Here is an 18,423-nt window from a genome sequence, read left to right on the forward strand (position 1 = left end):
TTCTTTTGAGATTGAGCCATAAGTGATGGTGAGCTGGTGAAATACCAAAAAAAGTAGCTGTAACTTGCATGATTTTTCCTTTCACATGTATATTTTAAGTAGATGTTTAAAAGGGTTCCAATCTACAAACAATAAGCTAATAAAGGTGATTTATATAATGAGGAGGATTATTCATGTCTATTGCTTCCGATACAATTACGGAAAAAAGCGGCTACAAGCTTCATGTGGTCCAGACGGATAAATATAAAACGAATACTCTCGTGCTGAAGATGAAGGCCCCGTTGACAAAAGAGGACGTTACATATCGTGCATTGCTGCCATATGTGTTACAAAGCAATACAAGTAAATACCCTACAACACCCGAGCTTCGATCTTATCTTGATGATTTATATGGAGCAGGGTTTTACGTCGATGTAGCTAAAAAAGGAGAATATCAAATCATAAGTTTTACGATCGATATCGTTAATGAAAAATTCCTTAGTGATTCAACCCCGCTTCTCGAAAAGGCTTTTGGGTTATTATCAGAGGTGATCTTTAATCCGAAGAAGAACGGTGAAGCCTTTGACTCTAAAACGGTTTCGAATGAAATCCGTTCTTTAAAACAGCGGATTCAATCCATTTCCGATGACAAGATGCGATATTCAGCTACACGCCTTGTAGAGGAAATGTGCAAAAACGAACCATATTCTCTAGAAGCGAGCGGCAATCTTCAAGACTTGGAAACGATAACTCCAGAATCCCTTTACGCCCATTATAAAAAAGTGCTGACGGAGGATGAAATCGATTTATATGTAATCGGTGACATCGATGAATCGGAAGTGGAGGTTCTAGCTGACAAGTATGTGTCGTTGCAAGAACGAGTGCCTGTGGGACTGCCAAGGAAGCCAGGCAAGGTAGTGGAGAAGGAAAATGAAATCATTGAAAATTCAGATGTGAAACAAGGTAAATTGAATATCGGTTATCGAACCCAAGTTGCATACGGTGATCCGGATTATTATGCTCTTCAGCTATTCAATGGGATTTTTGGTGGCTTTTCACATTCGAAACTTTTCATTAATGTCAGGGAGAAAGCCAGCCTTGCTTATTATGCAGCTTCAAGGCTCGAAAGTCATAAAGGACTTTTAATGGTCATGGCGGGCATTGAAAATGCCAACTACAAGCAGGCATTGGATATCATCCACGCACAAATGAAGGAAATGAAGCAAGGGAACTTTTCCGAAGAAGAACTGGCACAGACAAAGGCAGTCGTTAAGAACCAACTCCTTGAAACCATTGACGTTTCGAGAGGACTTGTGGAAATTTTATATCATAATGTGGTTTCCGGGCAGGATATATCACTCGACGATTGGTTTGCAAAAACAGAACGGACGACAAAGGAAGAAATCATTGCAGTCGCTCAAAAGATTCAGCTTGATACGATTTATTTCCTAACGGAAGCGGAGGTGCAAGGGTAATGGAAAAAATAGCATTCACTCAATTGAAAGAAGAACTTTTCCATGAAAAAATGGATAATGGTCTCGAAGTATATATTCTTCCGAAAAGTGGGTTCAATAAATCATTTGCGACTTTCACGACGAATTATGGTTCAATCGACAACCATTTCAAACCATTGAATGGAACGGAATTCTCTAAAGTACCTGATGGGATCGCCCATTTTCTTGAACATAAGCTATTTGAAAAGGAAGATGGTGATGTTTTTCAGCAATTTTCAAAGCAGGGAGCATCTGCAAATGCCTTTACTTCTTTCACCCGTACAGCATATTTATTTTCCAGCACGTCCGATTTCGATAGGAATCTAACCACCTTAATTGACTTTGTCCAGGATCCTTACTTTTCGGAAAAGACGGTAGAGAAGGAAAAAGGAATCATTGGGCAGGAAATCAATATGTATGATGATAATTCAGACTGGCGATTATATTTCGGGACGATAGCCAATATGTATCATCAACATCCAGTGAAAATCGATATTGCCGGTACTGTGGAATCCATTGCAGATATTACGAAGGATATGCTTTACGAATGTTATAATACGTTTTACCATCCTAGCAACATGCTCTTATTCGTTGTAGGACCGGTAGATGTCGAAAGCACCATGAAACTGATTCGGGATAATCAAAATAATAAAGGGTACAACGAACAACCTGCAGTGGAACGTAAATTTGACGAAGAGCCGGAAGTCGTTGCCAAGGATAAGGAAGTCTTAAGGATGAATGTCCAGACACCAAAAGTGATGCTGGGCATCAAGGCCATCAACGTGCACCAATCAGGATTACAGCTTTTGAAAAGGGAATTAGCGACCAATATTTATTTGGAAATGCTGTTTGGCAAGAGTTCACCTTTGCATGAGGAGCTATATGAGGAAGGGTTGATTGATCAAAGCTTTTCTTATGATTATACACAGGAACAAGGTTTTGGGTTTGCGTTAATTGGCGGGGACAGTGCCAAACCTGACGAGTTGACGGAGTCTTTATTTGGTATCCTGCAAAAATCAAAAGCCGGAACCGGCCTGAATGAAGAAAGCCTGCAAAGGACAATCAAGAAAAAAATCGGTTCTTTCCTTCGTTCCCTGAATTCGCCGGAATATATAGCGAATCAATTCACCAGATATGCATTCAATGATATGAACTTGTTCGATGTTGTATCGGTATTGGAAAAACTAACGATCGAAGATATCAGGGAGGTCGCCAAGGACTTAATATCCGATCAACGGATGACTGTCTGCCAGGTACTTCCTAAATAATATAAAGGGGGCGGCAATGTGGGGAAACGTTTTGCCCTTATTACTGGAGCCAGCGGAGGAATCGGCAGGGAAATCGCTATAAAGCTTGCCGAGGAGAATTACTCACTTTATTTACATTATAACAGCAATGAAGAAGCGATACTTGAACTGATTGAAGAACTGAAGCCTCATCAAGTCGAACTTATTCCGGTTCAAGCGGATTTGGCTGCACCGGATGGATACAAGAAATTGGCGGAAAATATTTTTGCCCTCCATGCAATCGTCCTTAATAGTGGCAATAGCTATTATGGGCTTATATCGGACATGGATGAGACAATCGTTAATGAAATGGTCCAGCTGCATGTAACGAGCCCTTTCCAATTAACCAAGGAACTGCTTCCAAAGCTTATGTACCAAGAACAGGCTGCCATCGTTGCGGTCACATCGATTTGGGGGCAGACAGGTGCATCTTGTGAAGTATTATATTCTATGGTCAAGGGCAGTCAAAATGCTTTTATCAAGGCGCTTAGCAAAGAAGTATCGCTTAATGGAATCCGGGTGAATGCCGTTGCCCCCGGTGCGATTTCCACTTCCATGCTCGAATCATTCAGTGCAGAAGATCTGGAGATCATCAAAGGCGATATCCCGATGGGCAGGATGGGGCATTCCAAAGAAGTCGCCGAGGCCGTATATTATTTACTTTCCGACAAGTCGTCTTATATAACCGGGCAAATCTTAGGCGTAAATGGCGGATGGTACACATGATTTTTTTTAGACATGTATAATTTTCTCGGTTCCTTCACAAAATATCTATGTACTATTTTGAAGGAAAGGGTGACCATTCATGTCTGTACTGGACAATTGGGATCAATGGAAAAATTTCTTAGGCGACAGATTAAATCAAGGTGAACAACAAGGTTTGTCAGAAGGTGCTGTTAACAACTTGGCTTTCGAAATCGGTGATTACCTGGCTAATCAGGTTGAGCCCCAGAATGATCAAGAGAAAGTGCTTGCTGATCTTTGGTCGGTCGCAAGCGATGAAGAAAAGCATGCCATGGCAAGCGTCATGGTCAAGTTAGTCGAGAACAATGCAACGAAGTAAAATATCAATCCAAAAGGCCCTGTTATTAATTAACAGGGCCTTTTGGATTGAAGTGGATGACTATTTATCCCCTTATATAAAAATGAATATTTTTCTAGGGTTTTTCCTTTTAACTTATCACGAAATGCTATATTATAGAAGCTAGACAATTAATATTAAAGTGTTCAGACCTTGAAAATTTACGATGGATAAGTTTTTTGCCCCTGAATAGGGTAAAAACTTTTAGGCTTAAGGAGTGTTATCGTGGATAATAAAGAATGGTATTTTGAATATGAAATTCAAGTCAACCGTCCTGGTTTATTAGGGGATATTTCATCCCTTCTGGGTATGCTTTCCATTAATATCATCACCATCAACGGGGTCGATGAAGGCAGGCGTGGTTTACTTTTGTTGGCGAAAGACAGCCGTAATATAGAAAGATTCGAGTCAATCCTCCGTACGATGGATACGATTAAGGTCATTAAGCTTAGGGAACCTAAATTGCGTGATCGCCTCGCAGTCAGGCATGGACGTTATATTCAACGCGATGCCGATGAGAAAAACACCTTTAGGTTTGTTCGTGATGAACTAGGCTTGCTTGTCGATTTCCTGGCCGAGCTATTTAAACAAGAAGGTCATAAATTAATTGGGATACGAGGGATGCCTCGTGTCGGGAAAACTGAATCTATCGTAGCCTCGAGTGTATGTGCTAATAAGAGATGGTTGTTTGTGTCATCGACCCTTTTAAAGCAGACTATCCGCAGTCAGCTTATTGAGGATGAATATAATAATGATAATTTGTTCATTTTAGATGGAATTGTTTCCACTCGCCGTGCAAATGAGCGTCATTGGCAGTTGATCCGCGAAATAATGAGGCTTGATGCTGTCAAAGTAATCGAACATCCGGATGTTTTTGTCCAAAATACGGAGTATACCCTCGAAGACTTTGATTATATTATTGAATTGCGAAACAATCCTGAAGAAGAAATAACATATGAAGTTGTCGACCAAAAAGACCAGTTTTCAGGGTCCGATTTTGGTTCCTTTGACTTTTAAAATGGCAGGTGTTTTATTTGACTGAGTTAGGTAATCGATTAAAGGAAGCTAGGGAAGCCAAAGGTCTTAGCTTAGAAGATTTGCAGGAATTAACAAAGATTCAAAAGCGTTACCTCATTGGCATTGAAGAGGGAAATTACAGTATGATGCCTGGAAAGTTTTATGTACGGGCATTCATAAAGCAATATTGTGAAGCGGTCGGACTGGATTCAGAAGAGATTTTCGAACAATATAAGAGTGAAATACCATCGGTCTATAGCGAGGAATTGCCAGAACAGCTTTCAAGGGTCCAATCCAGAAAAACGATACCGGCAGGGGATTCGAAGGTTGTAGAAATGTTACCGAAGATCTTGGCTGTCGTTTTAGTAATTGGTGCGGCCGTATTGATTTGGGTGCTGGTATCGAACTATATGAGTAACCCGGATAATGATGACAAAAAGAACGCTAAAGAGAATGAAGCCGTGGGCTACAATAAAAGTGATGGGTTTAACGAAGAAAAAGAGAATGCAGACCAAAAACAGAATGAAGAAAAATCGGATTCATCTGATGAGAAGAATGAAGATGATGCAGTTGTCAAAGATGAAAAGAAAGAGCAAAAACTTGCCGTCACCAGTTCCAGCGGTAAAAATAGTACGTATGAATTAAAAAATACCGATACCTTTAAATTAAAGGTGACCTCCAAAGGCTCACCATGGGTAGGCATCAAAAATGGTGAAGGTAAATTACTTTTCCAGGGCACTATCGACAAGGACAAAAGTCAGGTAATTGATTTCACCAATGAAAAAGAAGCTGTCATCAATATAGGCAGAGCATATGAAACTGAGATTTATGTGAATGATGAGAAGCTGGAGTATTCCATTTCACCGACTGAAGTGAATACGCAATTGGTTACGATACAATTTACGAAAGCCGAATAGTCATCTTTTAGATGACTATTTTTGCTCTATATAATAGTAAGGCGACGGGAAATGGTTTACCCGGCATATAAGATTGGATTTTGAGTTAAATTATACATATAAGCATTATTTCAGATCTAAGACGCATTGCCCAAATGGCAGGCGTAAATTTTGGAGGTAAAAGTTTTGAATCTGCCTAATAAGATTACAGTAGCAAGAATCTGTTTAATTCCAGTATTTTTAATCATCATGCTTGTTCCCTTTTCATGGGGAACGCTAACTTGGGGAGAATACAGTTTGCCAGTGGCGCACTTAGCTGGAGCCATCCTCTTTATTATCGCTTCCACTACGGATTGGATCGATGGCCATTTTGCCAGAAAATATAATATGATTACTGATTTAGGGAAATTTTTAGATCCATTGGCTGATAAACTTCTGGTTTCGGCTGCCTTAATCGTTTTAGTTGATCTAGATTTAATGTACGGTCAATCTTGGATTGCCATCGTGATCATAAGTCGCGAGTTTGCAGTCACCGGATTACGTTTGGTGTTAGCGGGTACAGGGGAAGTGGTAGCAGCGAACCAGCTTGGAAAAATTAAAACATGGGCACAAATTGTTTCTATTTCGGCTTTATTGCTGCATAACCTTCCATTTGCCCTCATTTCACTGCCTTTTGCTAATATCGCATTATGGATTGCATTAATCTTTACAATCTGGTCAGGTTTGGATTATTTTATAAAAAACAAAGAAGTATTTGTTAATTCAAAGTAAAACGAATGGTGGTTTTGAAAAGATGGATGCAGAAATCATTGCAGTGGGCTCAGAGCTTCTTCTAGGACAAATCAATAACACTAATGGAAGATTCTTATCGCAGCAGTTTGCGGAAATGGGGATCAACGTTTTTTACCATACTGTGGTCGGGGATAACGACCGCCGTTTACAACAAGCTATAGAAATCGCTGAATCAAGGGCGAACTTGATTGTCTTTACCGGTGGACTTGGTCCTACCAAAGATGATTTGACGAAAGAAACGATTGCTCGCCATATAGGGAAAAAGCTCGTTTTTAATGATGAAGCTTTGCAATCCATTGAAGCTTACTTCCAAAAACGGGAACGTCCGATGACGGAAAACAACAAAAAGCAGGCCCTTGTCTTAGAAGGCAGTGAAGTGTTGGCAAACGATCATGGGATGGCACCGGGAATGGTCTTGTCCAAATCTGGGATTACATATATGCTTCTACCTGGTCCGCCAAGTGAAATGGAGCCGATGTTTTTAAGTTATGGTTATGAAAAGATCATGAATAAATTGGAAAAGCATGAACGGATCGATTCCAAGGTTCTTCGGTTCTACGGTATAGGCGAAGCCGAACTGGAAACGGTGATTGAAGATCTCCTTGTCAATCAAACGAATCCGACAATTGCCCCACTGGCAGCCGAAGGGGAAGTGACGTTAAGGATCACCGCTAAAGACTCATCTAAAGAAAAATGCGAAGAGCTTATATTGGAAGCGGAAAAAGAAATTCTTAGCAGGGTCGGCAAGTTCCATTATGGAAGTGATAATACTTCGCTAATAAAGGAACTTGTAAAAGAATTAACGGTCCGCAAGCTTTCGATTGCGGCAGCTGAAAGCTTGACCGGAGGGATGTTCCAAGAACAGCTGACAACCATCCCGGGCGCCGGTAAAGTCTTCAAAGGCGGAATTGTCTGCTATACGAATGATGCGAAGTCTAATGTCCTCGGCGTCAGTGATGATACCATTTCCGAGTATGGGGTGGTCAGCGGTGAGTGTGCTATGGAAATGGCCTCTAATGTCCGGAGCAAGCTCGATGCGGATGTAGGCATAAGCTTTACGGGCGTTGCAGGGCCGGATGAACAAGAAGGCAAGCCTGTAGGTACAGTATTTATTGGCATTTCCTATCGGGATGGAAACACTCATTTCAAGGAGTTGAATCTTTCAGGCAGCAGGGCGCAAAACCGTATTCGGAGTGTGAAGTACGGCTGTCATTACCTATTAAGGGATTTATAAACGCTATAAGCAGAGCTTTTTACAGCTCTGCTTTTTATTTGGTTTTAGAAGTTTGTTTCTTGAAAAATAGGGATAAAAAGAAAAAAGTTAATTCAATGAAAATGTTTTTTTGGGGGAGTAAGTGAAACGAAATGGAGATTTCCTTTAGATAAAACGCTTTTTTTATAAATAATATCCCAGAAGAAAAAAACGAATGAATGTTCGACTTTTTGCTTGGCAAAATAGTAAAAAGAGTATATAGTAAAGATAGGTTTTGAGACAGGGTACAAACCTTGATCTCAAATAATTGCTAACGTAAGTACATCTTTAATCGGGCAGCCGATTATTTGAATATAGAGGAGGAAATTGAGTGAGTGATCGTCAAGCGGCTTTAGATATGGCGTTAAAGCAAATTGAAAAACAATTTGGTAAAGGTTCTATTATGAAACTTGGGGAACAGACTGATCGTAGGATTTCAACGATTTCAAGCGGTTCTTTAGCATTGGACGTAGCATTGGGAGTGGGCGGATATCCAAGAGGCCGGGTCATTGAGATATATGGACCTGAAAGCTCGGGTAAAACGACTGTTGCATTACATGCTATTGCAGAGGTACAAAAGACTGGCGGCACGGCTGCATTCATTGATGCCGAGCATGCGTTAGATCCAGCATATTCAGAAAAACTTGGTGTGAATATCGATGAGTTACTGCTTTCACAGCCTGATACGGGTGAACAAGCCTTAGAAATCGCTGAAGCGTTAGTTCGAAGTGGAGCGGTGGATATCATTGTCATTGACTCGGTGGCAGCACTTGTTCCTAAAGCTGAAATCGAAGGCGAAATGGGAGATTCCCATATGGGTCTTCAAGCCCGGATGATGTCTCAGGCACTTAGAAAACTGTCTGGTTCCATTAATAAATCAAATACCATTGCCATTTTCATTAACCAAGTCCGTGAAAAAATCGGTGTTATGTTTGGAAATCCGGAAACGACTCCGGGAGGCCGGGCATTGAAGTTCTATTCAACTGTTCGTCTGGAAGTGCGCCGTGCGGAACAATTAAAACAAGGTAATGAAATCGTCGGTAATAAAACGAAAATCAAAGTTGTAAAAAACAAGGTTGCTCCACCATTCCGTCAAGCAGAAGTTGACATCATGTATGGTCAAGGGATTTCACAGGAAGGTGAAATCATCGATATGGGTGCAGATCTTGATATCGTCCTTAAAAGTGGCTCGTGGTATTCATACAATGAAGAGCGTGTCGGACAAGGTCGCGAAAATGCGAAGCTGTTCTTGAAAGAAAATCAGGATATCGCTCAGGAAATTTCTCAGAAAATCAGAGATCACTATAATCTCGATGGAGAGCATGAATTACCGCCAGAAGAAAATGAACCAGAAGAGCATTTTGAATTGCTTGATTAATGATATTTATAAAAGGCCTAAGCTTGTTCGCTTAGGCCTTTTATGTATATTTTGAGAAAAGTGCGAAATTTTCAGCGGATTAAAGGGCATTGAAATCAGATTTACAGACTTCTTCCATAATGAATGCTGTAGATTATGATGGTTGATATTAAGAAAACTTGAATAATCATTGATACATAAGGGACAAACGCTTGACAATAAAAATTCTCAACTATACAATTAATATGTATATTTTACAATTTTTCAAACTAAAATTTTGAAAATTAAGTGCTGTATATTGAATTTATGTGCAATGTACTTGCCGACAGTTCAACATTTTATGTAAAAAGTTCATAGCAAGGGGAGGTGAAACGATGGAACCCATGACAATCATCTTCACTTTGCTTGGCCTAATCGTCGGTGCAGTTGTTGGTTATTTTATTCACAAATCAAAATTTGAGAGTAAAATAGCAGGGGCAAAGGGCTCTGCAGAACACATCCTTGAGGATGCAAAACGTGAAGCGGAAGCACTTAAGAAAGAAGCCTTGTTGGAAGCAAAAGATGAAATTCATAAAGTTCGTGCCGATTCGGATCGGGAAGCCCGTGAAAGAAGGAACGAATTACAAAAACAAGAAAATCGGTTATTGCAAAGAGAAGAGAATCTGGACCGCAAGGATGAAACGTTAGACAAACGTGAGAGCCTTTTGGAGAAAAAAGAAGATTCTCTAAACCAAAGACAACAGCATATTGAAGAGATGGAAAGCAAAGTGGACGAGACGGTTCGTAAGCAGCAAACAGAGCTTGAACGTGTTTCCGGTTTAACTCGTGAAGAAGCTAAAGCAATCATTATCGACCGAATGGAAAACGAGCTGGCTCACGATGTAGCGCTTATGATTAAAGAAAGTGATACCCGTGCCAAAGAAGAAGCTGATAAAAAAGCAAAAGAAGTCCTTTCTCTTGCCATTCAGCGTTGTGCGGCTGATCATGTTGCAGAAACCACCGTTTCTGTAGTGAATCTTCCAAACGATGAAATGAAAGGACGGATAATCGGACGTGAAGGACGAAATATCCGGACGTTAGAAACGCTAACAGGTATTGACCTTATTATTGATGATACTCCTGAAGCTGTCATTTTATCCGGATTCGATCCAATTAGACGGGAAACGGCACGCTTGGCTCTTGAGAAACTTGTTCAGGACGGACGGATCCATCCGGCTCGCATTGAAGAAATGGTTGACAAAGCAAGACGTGAGGTAGATGAACATATTCGTGAAATTGGTGAACAAACAACTTTTGAAGTTGGAGTTCACGGTCTCCATCCAGATCTCATCAAAATACTAGGACGTTTGAAGTTCCGTACCAGTTATGGGCAAAACGTACTTAAACATTCAATTGAGGTGGCCCAGCTTTCAGGTTTACTGGCCGCTGAGCTTGGTGAGGATGAAGTTCTTGCCCGCCGTGCAGGTTTATTGCATGATATTGGGAAAGCGATTGATCATGAAGTAGAAGGCAGTCATGTTGAAATTGGCGTTGAATTAGCAACCAAATATAAAGAGCATCCAACTGTCATTAACAGCATCGCTTCACATCATGGCGATACGGAACCAACTTCCATCATATCAGTGCTTGTGGCTGCCGCTGATGCATTATCAGCTGCAAGACCGGGAGCTAGAAGTGAAACGCTTGAAAATTACATTAGAAGACTTGAAAAACTTGAGGAAATTTCCGAATCCTATGATGGAGTGGAAAAATCTTTTGCGATTCAAGCCGGACGAGAAGTGCGGATTCTAGTGAAACCAGAACAAATCGATGATCTTTCGGCACATCGACTCGCTCGTGATATCCGGAAAAGGATTGAAGAAGAGCTCGATTACCCAGGTCATATAAAAGTCACGGTCATCCGTGAAACAAGAGCAGTCGAATACGCCAAATAATTGTAAAGGAAAGACGAAGTGGTGCAAACCACTTCGTTTTTTCTATTTCCGATTTTAGTCGTTAAGCGTAATTCCTATAATTACCCCAAATTATGTTACAATACATACTTGAATAATTCATATTATTTAGGTGAATCTAGAAAGGATTTTACAATGAAATTGCTATTTATTGGAGATGTAGTGGGGTCTCCTGGTCGTGACATGATCCAAGAATACCTTCCTAAGTTAAAAGAAAAGTATCGTCCGCATATCACGGTCATCAATGGCGAGAATGCAGCAAGTGGCCGGGGAATTACAGAAAAGATTTACCGAAGTTTTTTAGAGTGGGGAGCGCAGGCGGTGACCATGGGAAACCATACATGGGATAATCGTGATATTTTCAATTTTATTGATGAAGCGAAATATCTCGTCCGTCCAGCTAACTTTCCAGACGGGGCACCTGGAGAAGGAATGAAATTTTTAAAATTGAACCATCATGAAATAGCGATCATCAATTTGCAAGCGAGAACGTTCATGCCTGATTTGGATTGTCCGTTCAAAAAGGCGGAAGAACTCGTGGCGGAGGCTCGAAAAAAGACACCGATCATCTTTGTCGATTTTCATGGAGAAGCTACGAGTGAAAAGCAAGCTATGGGGTGGTTCCTGGATGGGAAGGTTACAGCCGTTGTCGGTACACACACACACGTCCAGACAGCCGATAACCGTATATTACCTGCAGGCACCGCTTACATATCAGATGTAGGCATGACAGGACCATATGATGGCATCCTTGGTATGGAGAGAGGGGCAGTCATCCATCGGTTCCTAACTAGCCTTCCTGTTCGTTTCGAAGTGCCAAAAGAGGGTCGGACGCTATTGAGTGGGGTTCTCCTTGAAATTGATGATAAAACCGGCAAGGCAATAAAAATAGAAAGGATACTGATTAACGAAGATCATCCATTTTATCAATGATTCGAACGGATGGACAGTCAAACTGTCCATCCGTTTTTCCATTCAGTAATAAATGGTGGACAATCCCGGTTTTCTTTGTCATACAAGTTTTACTTGATGAATATAGTAGCAGTGGAAAGTGTTATAACTATTGAGCCAAGTTAGAATCGGCAGGGAAAACAAGGAGGACTAGGAATGGAAATATTAAAAGTTTCAGCAAAATCTAATCCTAATTCTGTAGCAGGCGCACTAGCGGGAGTGCTCAGGGAAAGAGGAGCAGCCGAAATTCAAGCAATCGGTGCAGGTGCGTTAAATCAAGCCGTCAAGGCAGTAGCAATCGCGAGAGGGTTTGTCGCACCTAGTGGAGTCGACTTGATTTGTATTCCTGCTTTTACAGATATACTTATTGATGGCGAAGAGAGAACGGCAATAAAACTAATCATTGAACCAAGATAATTTCATGTTTGGGTGCCCTGTTTGTCGGAAGGCGAGCAGGCTCTTTTTTGTCCTGAAATCCAAATGACGAAAATTCAATGTCCCTTTATAATGGAATATATGATCTTAAAAAAGATACAGGAAGGAGAATTACATTGGCGATTTTTGATGCACATTGTGATGTGCTGATGAAAATGTTCATCGATCCGGATATTTCTTTTACGAATAGTGATAAATTACATATAACAAAGCGGGGATTATTGGATGAAGGGGGAAAGGTCCAATGTTTTGCAATATATATTCCTGAAAAAGTCCACCCTGATATGAGGTTTCAAGCCGCTTTGGCGATGGTGGATATTTTTCATGAAAAGATTTTATCAGAGCCGGAAATGAAATTTATAAAGACCAAGGCAGACATCGAATCTTTAAAAGAAAAGGAAATAGGTGCAATGCTAACTTTGGAAGGGTGCGATTGCATTGGGAATGATTTGTTGAAACTGAGAACACTTATTCATCTAGGAGTGTCCTCCGTAGGTCTAACTTGGAATTACGCTAACTTGGTAGCGGATGGGGCATTAGAAACAAGAGGGGGCGGCTTGACAGGGTTTGGAACAGAGGTGGTGGCCCTATTGAATGAGAAGTCAATTTGGTGTGATTTATCCCATTTATCTGAAGCTGGATTTTGGGACACCCTAAAGTTGGCGAAATTCCCAATTGCCTCTCATTCGAATGCTCATCATCTTTGTCCGCATCCACGAAATTTAAAGGACGCGCAGATTAATGCCCTTTTGCAGAAAAATGGGGTGATCGGCGTAACCTTTGTCCCGCAATTTCTTTCAAATGGCGGTTCGGCTACGATAAAGGATATCTTGAAACATATAGAACATATATGCAGTTTGGGCGGGGAAAGACAAATTGGATTAGGGTCTGACTTTGATGGAATCGATCATATGGTGGAAAATTTAAAGTCATATAAGGATTATCATAACTTAATCAATGAACTGATCAGGCTTTATTCCAGTGAGTTTGTAAAAGGACTCCTTTTTGATAATTTCACTCGTAATTTTCCCCTGAAAAGGTAATATCTTAAGTGATTTTCAATTCTTACTATATAGATATGAATAAATATTCTGAAAATATAAAAAATAAAAGCAAAAAGGTTGCAATTTAATGATTTAACCGATAGAATTGAAAGCGTTTAGTACACCTTTCCTAAATTAGAACGATTAATTATACATAGTTGAATGTTCTGAAGAGAGGTGCGGTTAAATGCATTTATATACGAACGTCCTAAAGGAGTGTAAGACATGATCAATCAACTTTCATGGAAAGTTGGCGGACAACAAGGTGAAGGTATTGAAAGTACAGGAGAAATATTCTGTATTGCCCTCAATCGCTTAGGTTATTACTTGTATGGCTACCGTCATTTCTCATCCCGAATCAAGGGTGGACACACGAATAACAAAATTCGTGTAAGTACTACGGAAACTCGTGCTATCTCTGATGATTTAGACATCTTAGTTGCTTTTGACCAAGAAACAATTGACGTCAATTATAAAGAATTACATGAGGGTGGCATCATAATCGCAGATGCAAAATTCAAACCTGTCTGCCCAGAAGATACCAAGGCAGAATTATATATTGTTCCATTTACGGAAATAGCAGCTGAATTAGGAACATCATTAATGAAAAATATGGTGGCCATCGGCGCGACATGTGCTGTTCTAGGAATGGAAATTTCCGTATTCAACGATGTGGTTGATGAAATATTCGGCCGTAAAGGTGAAGAAATCGTTAAGAAGAATATGGATGCCATTACTGCTGGCTATAAGGCAATGGAAGTAATGCTTGGAGAAAAACTGGGAGCAATGGAACTGGAAAAGGCAGACGGCCAAAAACGAATGTTCATGATCGGTAACGATGCCATCGCTTTAGGCGCAGTTGCAGGCGGTTGCCGCTTCATGGCAGCGTACCCGATTACCCCGGCTTCTGAAATTATGGAATACTTAATTAAAAAACTTCCTCAATTTGGTGGGACGGTCATACAAACTGAAGATGAAATCGCGGCGGCTACAATGGCAATCGGTGCAAACTATGGCGGTGTACGCGCCATCACAGCTTCAGCTGGACCTGGACTTTCCTTGAAAATGGAAGCGATTGGTTTAGCGGGCATTACCGAAACGCCAATTGTCATCGTCGATACTCAACGTGGCGGTCCATCTACGGGACTTCCTACAAAACAAGAGCAATCAGATTTAATGGCAATGATTTATGGTACACATGGTGAAATACCTAAAATCGTCATGGCTCCGAGTACTGTTGAGGAAGCTTTTTATGATACGGCAGAAGCATTCAACCTTGCAGAGGAATATCAATGTCCAGTTATCGTTTTATCCGACCTACAGCTATCATTAGGTAAACAAACAGTTCAGCCGCTTGATTATGGCAAAGTGGAGATAAGACGCGGAAAATTGGTTGACTTTGAAATTGAAGAGTCTGAAAACAAATCTTACTTCAAGCGTTATGAAGTAACGGAAGACGGAGTCTCACCACGTGTAGTGCCTGGTATGAAAAATGGAATTCACCATGTTACAGGTGTTGAACATGATGAAACGGGCAGACCTTCTGAGACGGCTATGAATCGTAAATTGCAAATGGATAAACGGATGCGTAAGCTGAATAATTTAACTAACACATTCCAAACACCAGTATACAAAAACACACCGCATGAAGAAGCGGATTTATTAATTCTTGGCTTTAACTCAACACGCGGGACGATTGATGAAGCGATCGGCCGGTTAGAAACGGATGGAATGAAAGTGAATCATGCGCATATCCGTTTGATTCATCCTTTCCCAGCTGATGAGGTCCTATCATTGGTGCAAAGTGCTAAGAAAGTAGTGGTTATTGAAAATAATGCGACTGGACAATTGGCTAATATTATCAAGATGAATGTTGGACATGTTAATAAAATTAAAAGCATCCTAAAATATGATGGCAACCCATTCCTCCCGCATGAAATTCACACACAATGCAAGGAGATGTTCGAATATGGCAACGTTTAAAGAGTTTCGGAATGATGTAAAACCTAACTGGTGTCCTGGCTGCGGAGATTTCTCCGTTCAGGCTGCCATGCAGCGTGCGGCAGCCAATGTAGGATTGGAGCCGGAGAATTTGGCCGTTGTTTCCGGTATCGGCTGTTCAGGTCGTATATCGGGTTACATCAAGTCCTATGGTTTTCATGGCATCCATGGCCGCTCACTGCCAATTGCCCAAGGAGTAAAAATGGCCAACCGTGAATTGACCGTTATAGCTTCAGGCGGTGACGGAGATGGTTTTGCAATCGGGATGGGACACACCATCCATGCGATCCGCCGTAATATCGACATTACGTATATTGTCATGGATAACCAAATTTATGGATTGACAAAAGGCCAGACTTCTCCTAGGTCCGCTGCTGGATTTAAAACCAAATCCACTCCAGAAGGATCAATAGAACAAGCTGTTTCACCTATGGAATTAGCATTGTCAGCTGGTGCTACGTTTGTCGCCCAAAGCTTTTCCACTGACTTGAAAGACCTGACGGCGATCATTGAAGCAGGGATAAACCATAAAGGGTTCTCCTTTATCAATGTTTTCTCTCCTTGCGTAACATATAATAAGATCAATACGTATGATTGGTTTAAACAAAACTTAACTAAATTGAACACGATTGAAGGCTATGATTCATCAAATAAAGAACAGGCCATGCAGACTTTGATGCAACATGACAGCCTTGTGACAGGGATTATTTATCAGGACTCTTCACGCCCTTCGTACCAGGAATTAGTGCCAGGGTATGCTGAAAAAGCGTTAAATAAATCAGAGCTGACACTGGATCAAGAACACTTTGATAAGCTTGTTGCTGAATTTATGTAAAAAGTTAAAAGGTTCACCCCTTAAGATGGGGTGAACCTTTTTTGTGAAAAATTAAGCGCTCCAGTAATTATGCCTCATGCTAGAACGCTTATTACTGGCTTAGCTTAACAATCGTTATGGCATCCGCCGAAGTTACGGTTAAAAACCGCAACCGAAACCGCCGAAACCGAAGAAATTGCAACGATTCCTTCTTCTACAACAACAACGGTCATTGTGATGATGATGATGATGATGACGATCACAATCGCGGTCCCGATCACGGTCTCTGTCCCGATCGCGGTCCCGATCACGGTCTCTGTCCCGATCGCGGTCTCGATCGCGCCTATTACAGCCCCTCACAGCACGACAAAAATCGTCTGCGATTCTATCGTTATTTCTGTCCCGATCTCTGTCCCGATCTCTGTCCCGATCGCGGTCCCGATCATGATGATCATGATTATTGCATCCACATGACATATAAGTCACTCCTTCATAATTTTGTTTTACAAGATATCTTATTCGAGAGCGGACAAGATGCTATAGAAACATGACCCATTTAACAAAAATGTACGAATGCCCTAAAAATCATCATTATTAATGTGAAAAGGTCGGTACAAAAGTGATTATGGTATTTTTGTGATGGATTTTTCATATCTTTATATATTAAGGTAGATGAAGAGAGCAGCCCTATTTCAGGGGGAATGTACATGTTGAGAGGTAAAATGAAAGCCGTGGTCAAACACCACAGAGGTTATGGGGCACAATTACAAGTTGTCGATATACCGGATATTCGTGATGACGAGGTCTTGATTCGAGTGAAAATGACCTCGATCTGCGGAACGGATATTCATATTTTCACCTGGGATGAATGGTCACAGGGAAGAGTGAGTCCACCATACGTATTTGGGCACGAATTTGCTGGGGAAGTAATCGAGATAGGAGCAAGGGTCAGTAATGTTTCAGTTGGTGATTGTGTATCTGCCGAAACACATATCGTTTGCGGTACATGCAGGCAGTGCTTAACCGGGCAATTCCATATTTGTAAAAAAACAAACATTATCGGTGTTGATAAACAAGGGTGCTTTGCAGAGTATATAGCTCTGCCAGCCAAAAATTTATGGAAAAATCCAAGTGATATGCCACTCGATATTGCTACCATCCAAGAACCGATGGGTAACGCAGTCCATTCAGTGCTAGCTGGCGAGGTGCTGGGTAAAACGGTGGCAATAATCGGTTGTGGTCCAATTGGGCTTATGGCGATTGCTGTAGCAAAGGCCGCGGGAGCTGATAAAGTAATCGCTCTAGATATTAATGATTATCGACTTCAGCTTGCCAAAAAGATGGGTGCAACAGACCTCATTCATTCAATTAAACAGGATCCATTGGAAATCACGAAAGGCCTCACAAGTGCGGATGGGGTGGATGTTGTTTGCGAAATGAGCGGTAATCCTGCAGCTATCCAACAAGGGTTTAAGATGGCGACGAATGGTGGTAGAATATCAATACTAAGTCTGCCTTCTAAGCCCGTCACGCTTAATATAACGGAGGATATTGTATTCAAGGGTCTTACTGTCCAAGGGATAACTGGAAGGAAGATGTTTTCAACCTGGCAACAGGTTTCAAGTCTGCTTGAAAGTGGCAAGGTTGATGTAAAACCAATGATTACCCACCGTTTTTCACTTGGCGATTTTGAAAAGGGATTTGAACTGATGATCAAAGGTCAGTGTGGTAAGGTTCTCCTTATTCCTTAATCATCTGAAAAGGTTGAAATTGAATTGTCTGGATTTGGAAAATATCAGCAATGGAAAACGTCATCCAAAAATGATGAGAGGCTAATTTTGTAATAGCCTCTTATTTCATGTTCCTATTTTCCGTATTTGTGAAAAAATTCTTACAATCGAAGAAGCCACGACAGAATGATTGTTTCTTGCTGTTAAAAGCTTTATACTATAATAATGTGGATATATCACACTTAATAGCTAATATTTACTGGGAATTCTTAAAAAGGAAACCGTATAAAACCATTTGAAGATAGGTCTTGAAATAGTTGGTGAAAGAAATAAACTAACTATTT

Annotated in this window: 17 protein-coding genes; 16 read left to right on the forward strand and 1 reads right to left on the reverse strand. The window is 40.9% G+C overall.

What is annotated here, in order from left to right; genetic code table 11:
* Nucleotides 1–173: 173 nt before the first annotated feature.
* The 15 genes from MKY17_RS08680 (at nucleotide 174) to MKY17_RS08750 (ending at nucleotide 16,370) form a co-directional block, all read left to right on the forward strand.
* Nucleotides 174–1,454: a pitrilysin family protein gene (locus MKY17_RS08680; protein ID WP_098370971.1), complete on the forward strand. Its 1,281-nt coding sequence runs from the start codon at nucleotides 174–176 to the stop codon at nucleotides 1,452–1,454.
* Nucleotides 1,454–2,740, forward strand: a complete 1,287-nt coding sequence (locus tag MKY17_RS08685; RefSeq protein WP_098370970.1) for a pitrilysin family protein — start codon at nucleotides 1,454–1,456, stop codon at nucleotides 2,738–2,740. Before MKY17_RS08680 ends, MKY17_RS08685 begins: the two co-directional genes overlap by 1 nt.
* A gap of 18 nt (nucleotides 2,741–2,758) precedes the next feature.
* Entirely contained in the window at nucleotides 2,759–3,484 is a 726-nt protein-coding gene (locus MKY17_RS08690) for an SDR family oxidoreductase (protein ID WP_098370969.1), read from the forward strand.
* 79 nt (nucleotides 3,485–3,563) lie between these two features.
* Entirely contained in the window at nucleotides 3,564–3,821 is a 258-nt protein-coding gene (locus MKY17_RS08695) for a DUF3243 domain-containing protein (protein ID WP_076366409.1), read from the forward strand.
* Between the two features lie 243 nt (nucleotides 3,822–4,064).
* The gene (locus MKY17_RS08700) at nucleotides 4,065–4,856 is read left to right on the forward strand and encodes a DUF3388 domain-containing protein (protein ID WP_034313530.1); all 792 of its coding nucleotides are present in this window, start codon (nucleotides 4,065–4,067) and stop codon (nucleotides 4,854–4,856) included.
* Nucleotides 4,857–4,864: 8 nt separating this feature from the next.
* Entirely contained in the window at nucleotides 4,865–5,773 is a 909-nt protein-coding gene (locus MKY17_RS08705) for a helix-turn-helix domain-containing protein (RefSeq protein ID WP_311608284.1), read from the forward strand.
* Between the two features lie 165 nt (nucleotides 5,774–5,938).
* Nucleotides 5,939–6,523, forward strand: coding sequence for a CDP-diacylglycerol--glycerol-3-phosphate 3-phosphatidyltransferase (pgsA, locus tag MKY17_RS08710; protein WP_034313524.1), 585 nt, complete (start codon nucleotides 5,939–5,941; stop codon nucleotides 6,521–6,523).
* 22 nt (nucleotides 6,524–6,545) lie between these two features.
* Entirely contained in the window at nucleotides 6,546–7,778 is a 1,233-nt protein-coding gene (locus MKY17_RS08715) for a competence/damage-inducible protein A (RefSeq protein WP_098371375.1), read from the forward strand.
* A gap of 349 nt (nucleotides 7,779–8,127) precedes the next feature.
* On the forward strand, nucleotides 8,128–9,174 hold the full coding sequence (gene recA, locus MKY17_RS08720; protein ID WP_098370967.1) for a recombinase RecA: 1,047 nt from the start codon (nucleotides 8,128–8,130) through the stop codon (nucleotides 9,172–9,174).
* A 353-nt stretch (nucleotides 9,175–9,527) separates the two neighbouring features.
* Nucleotides 9,528–11,087: a ribonuclease Y gene (gene rny / locus MKY17_RS08725; protein ID WP_063231807.1), complete on the forward strand. Its 1,560-nt coding sequence runs from the start codon at nucleotides 9,528–9,530 to the stop codon at nucleotides 11,085–11,087.
* A 153-nt stretch (nucleotides 11,088–11,240) separates the two neighbouring features.
* Nucleotides 11,241–12,038, forward strand: a complete 798-nt coding sequence (locus MKY17_RS08730; protein ID WP_076366401.1) for a TIGR00282 family metallophosphoesterase — start codon at nucleotides 11,241–11,243, stop codon at nucleotides 12,036–12,038.
* Between the two features lie 174 nt (nucleotides 12,039–12,212).
* Nucleotides 12,213–12,473, forward strand: coding sequence for a stage V sporulation protein SpoVS (gene spoVS, locus MKY17_RS08735; protein WP_029281188.1), 261 nt, complete (start codon nucleotides 12,213–12,215; stop codon nucleotides 12,471–12,473).
* A 134-nt stretch (nucleotides 12,474–12,607) separates the two neighbouring features.
* Nucleotides 12,608–13,534, forward strand: coding sequence for a dipeptidase (locus MKY17_RS08740; RefSeq protein ID WP_098370966.1), 927 nt, complete (start codon nucleotides 12,608–12,610; stop codon nucleotides 13,532–13,534).
* Between the two features lie 225 nt (nucleotides 13,535–13,759).
* Nucleotides 13,760–15,517, forward strand: coding sequence for a 2-oxoacid:acceptor oxidoreductase subunit alpha (locus MKY17_RS08745; RefSeq protein ID WP_098370965.1), 1,758 nt, complete (start codon nucleotides 13,760–13,762; stop codon nucleotides 15,515–15,517).
* Nucleotides 15,504–16,370 (forward strand): 2-oxoacid:ferredoxin oxidoreductase subunit beta, encoded by an 867-nt coding sequence (locus MKY17_RS08750; protein WP_098370964.1) that lies wholly within the window; start codon nucleotides 15,504–15,506, stop codon nucleotides 16,368–16,370. Before MKY17_RS08745 ends, MKY17_RS08750 begins: the two co-directional genes overlap by 14 nt.
* 104 nt (nucleotides 16,371–16,474) lie before the next feature.
* On the opposite strand, the gene MKY17_RS08755 is transcribed toward MKY17_RS08750, so the two are convergent.
* Nucleotides 16,475–16,660 (reverse strand): hypothetical protein, encoded by a 186-nt coding sequence (locus tag MKY17_RS08755; protein ID WP_179891035.1) that lies wholly within the window; start codon nucleotides 16,658–16,660, stop codon nucleotides 16,475–16,477.
* A gap of 399 nt (nucleotides 16,661–17,059) precedes the next feature.
* On the opposite strand from MKY17_RS08755, the gene tdh reads away from it, so the two are divergent.
* Entirely contained in the window at nucleotides 17,060–18,100 is a 1,041-nt protein-coding gene (tdh, locus tag MKY17_RS08760; protein WP_098371374.1) for an L-threonine 3-dehydrogenase, read from the forward strand.
* Nucleotides 18,101–18,423 lie beyond the last annotated feature (323 nt).

The organism is Peribacillus sp. FSL P2-0133, from assembly GCF_037975445.1.
GTDB classification, from domain to species: Bacteria; Bacillota; Bacilli; order Bacillales; family DSM-1321; genus Peribacillus; species Peribacillus simplex_E.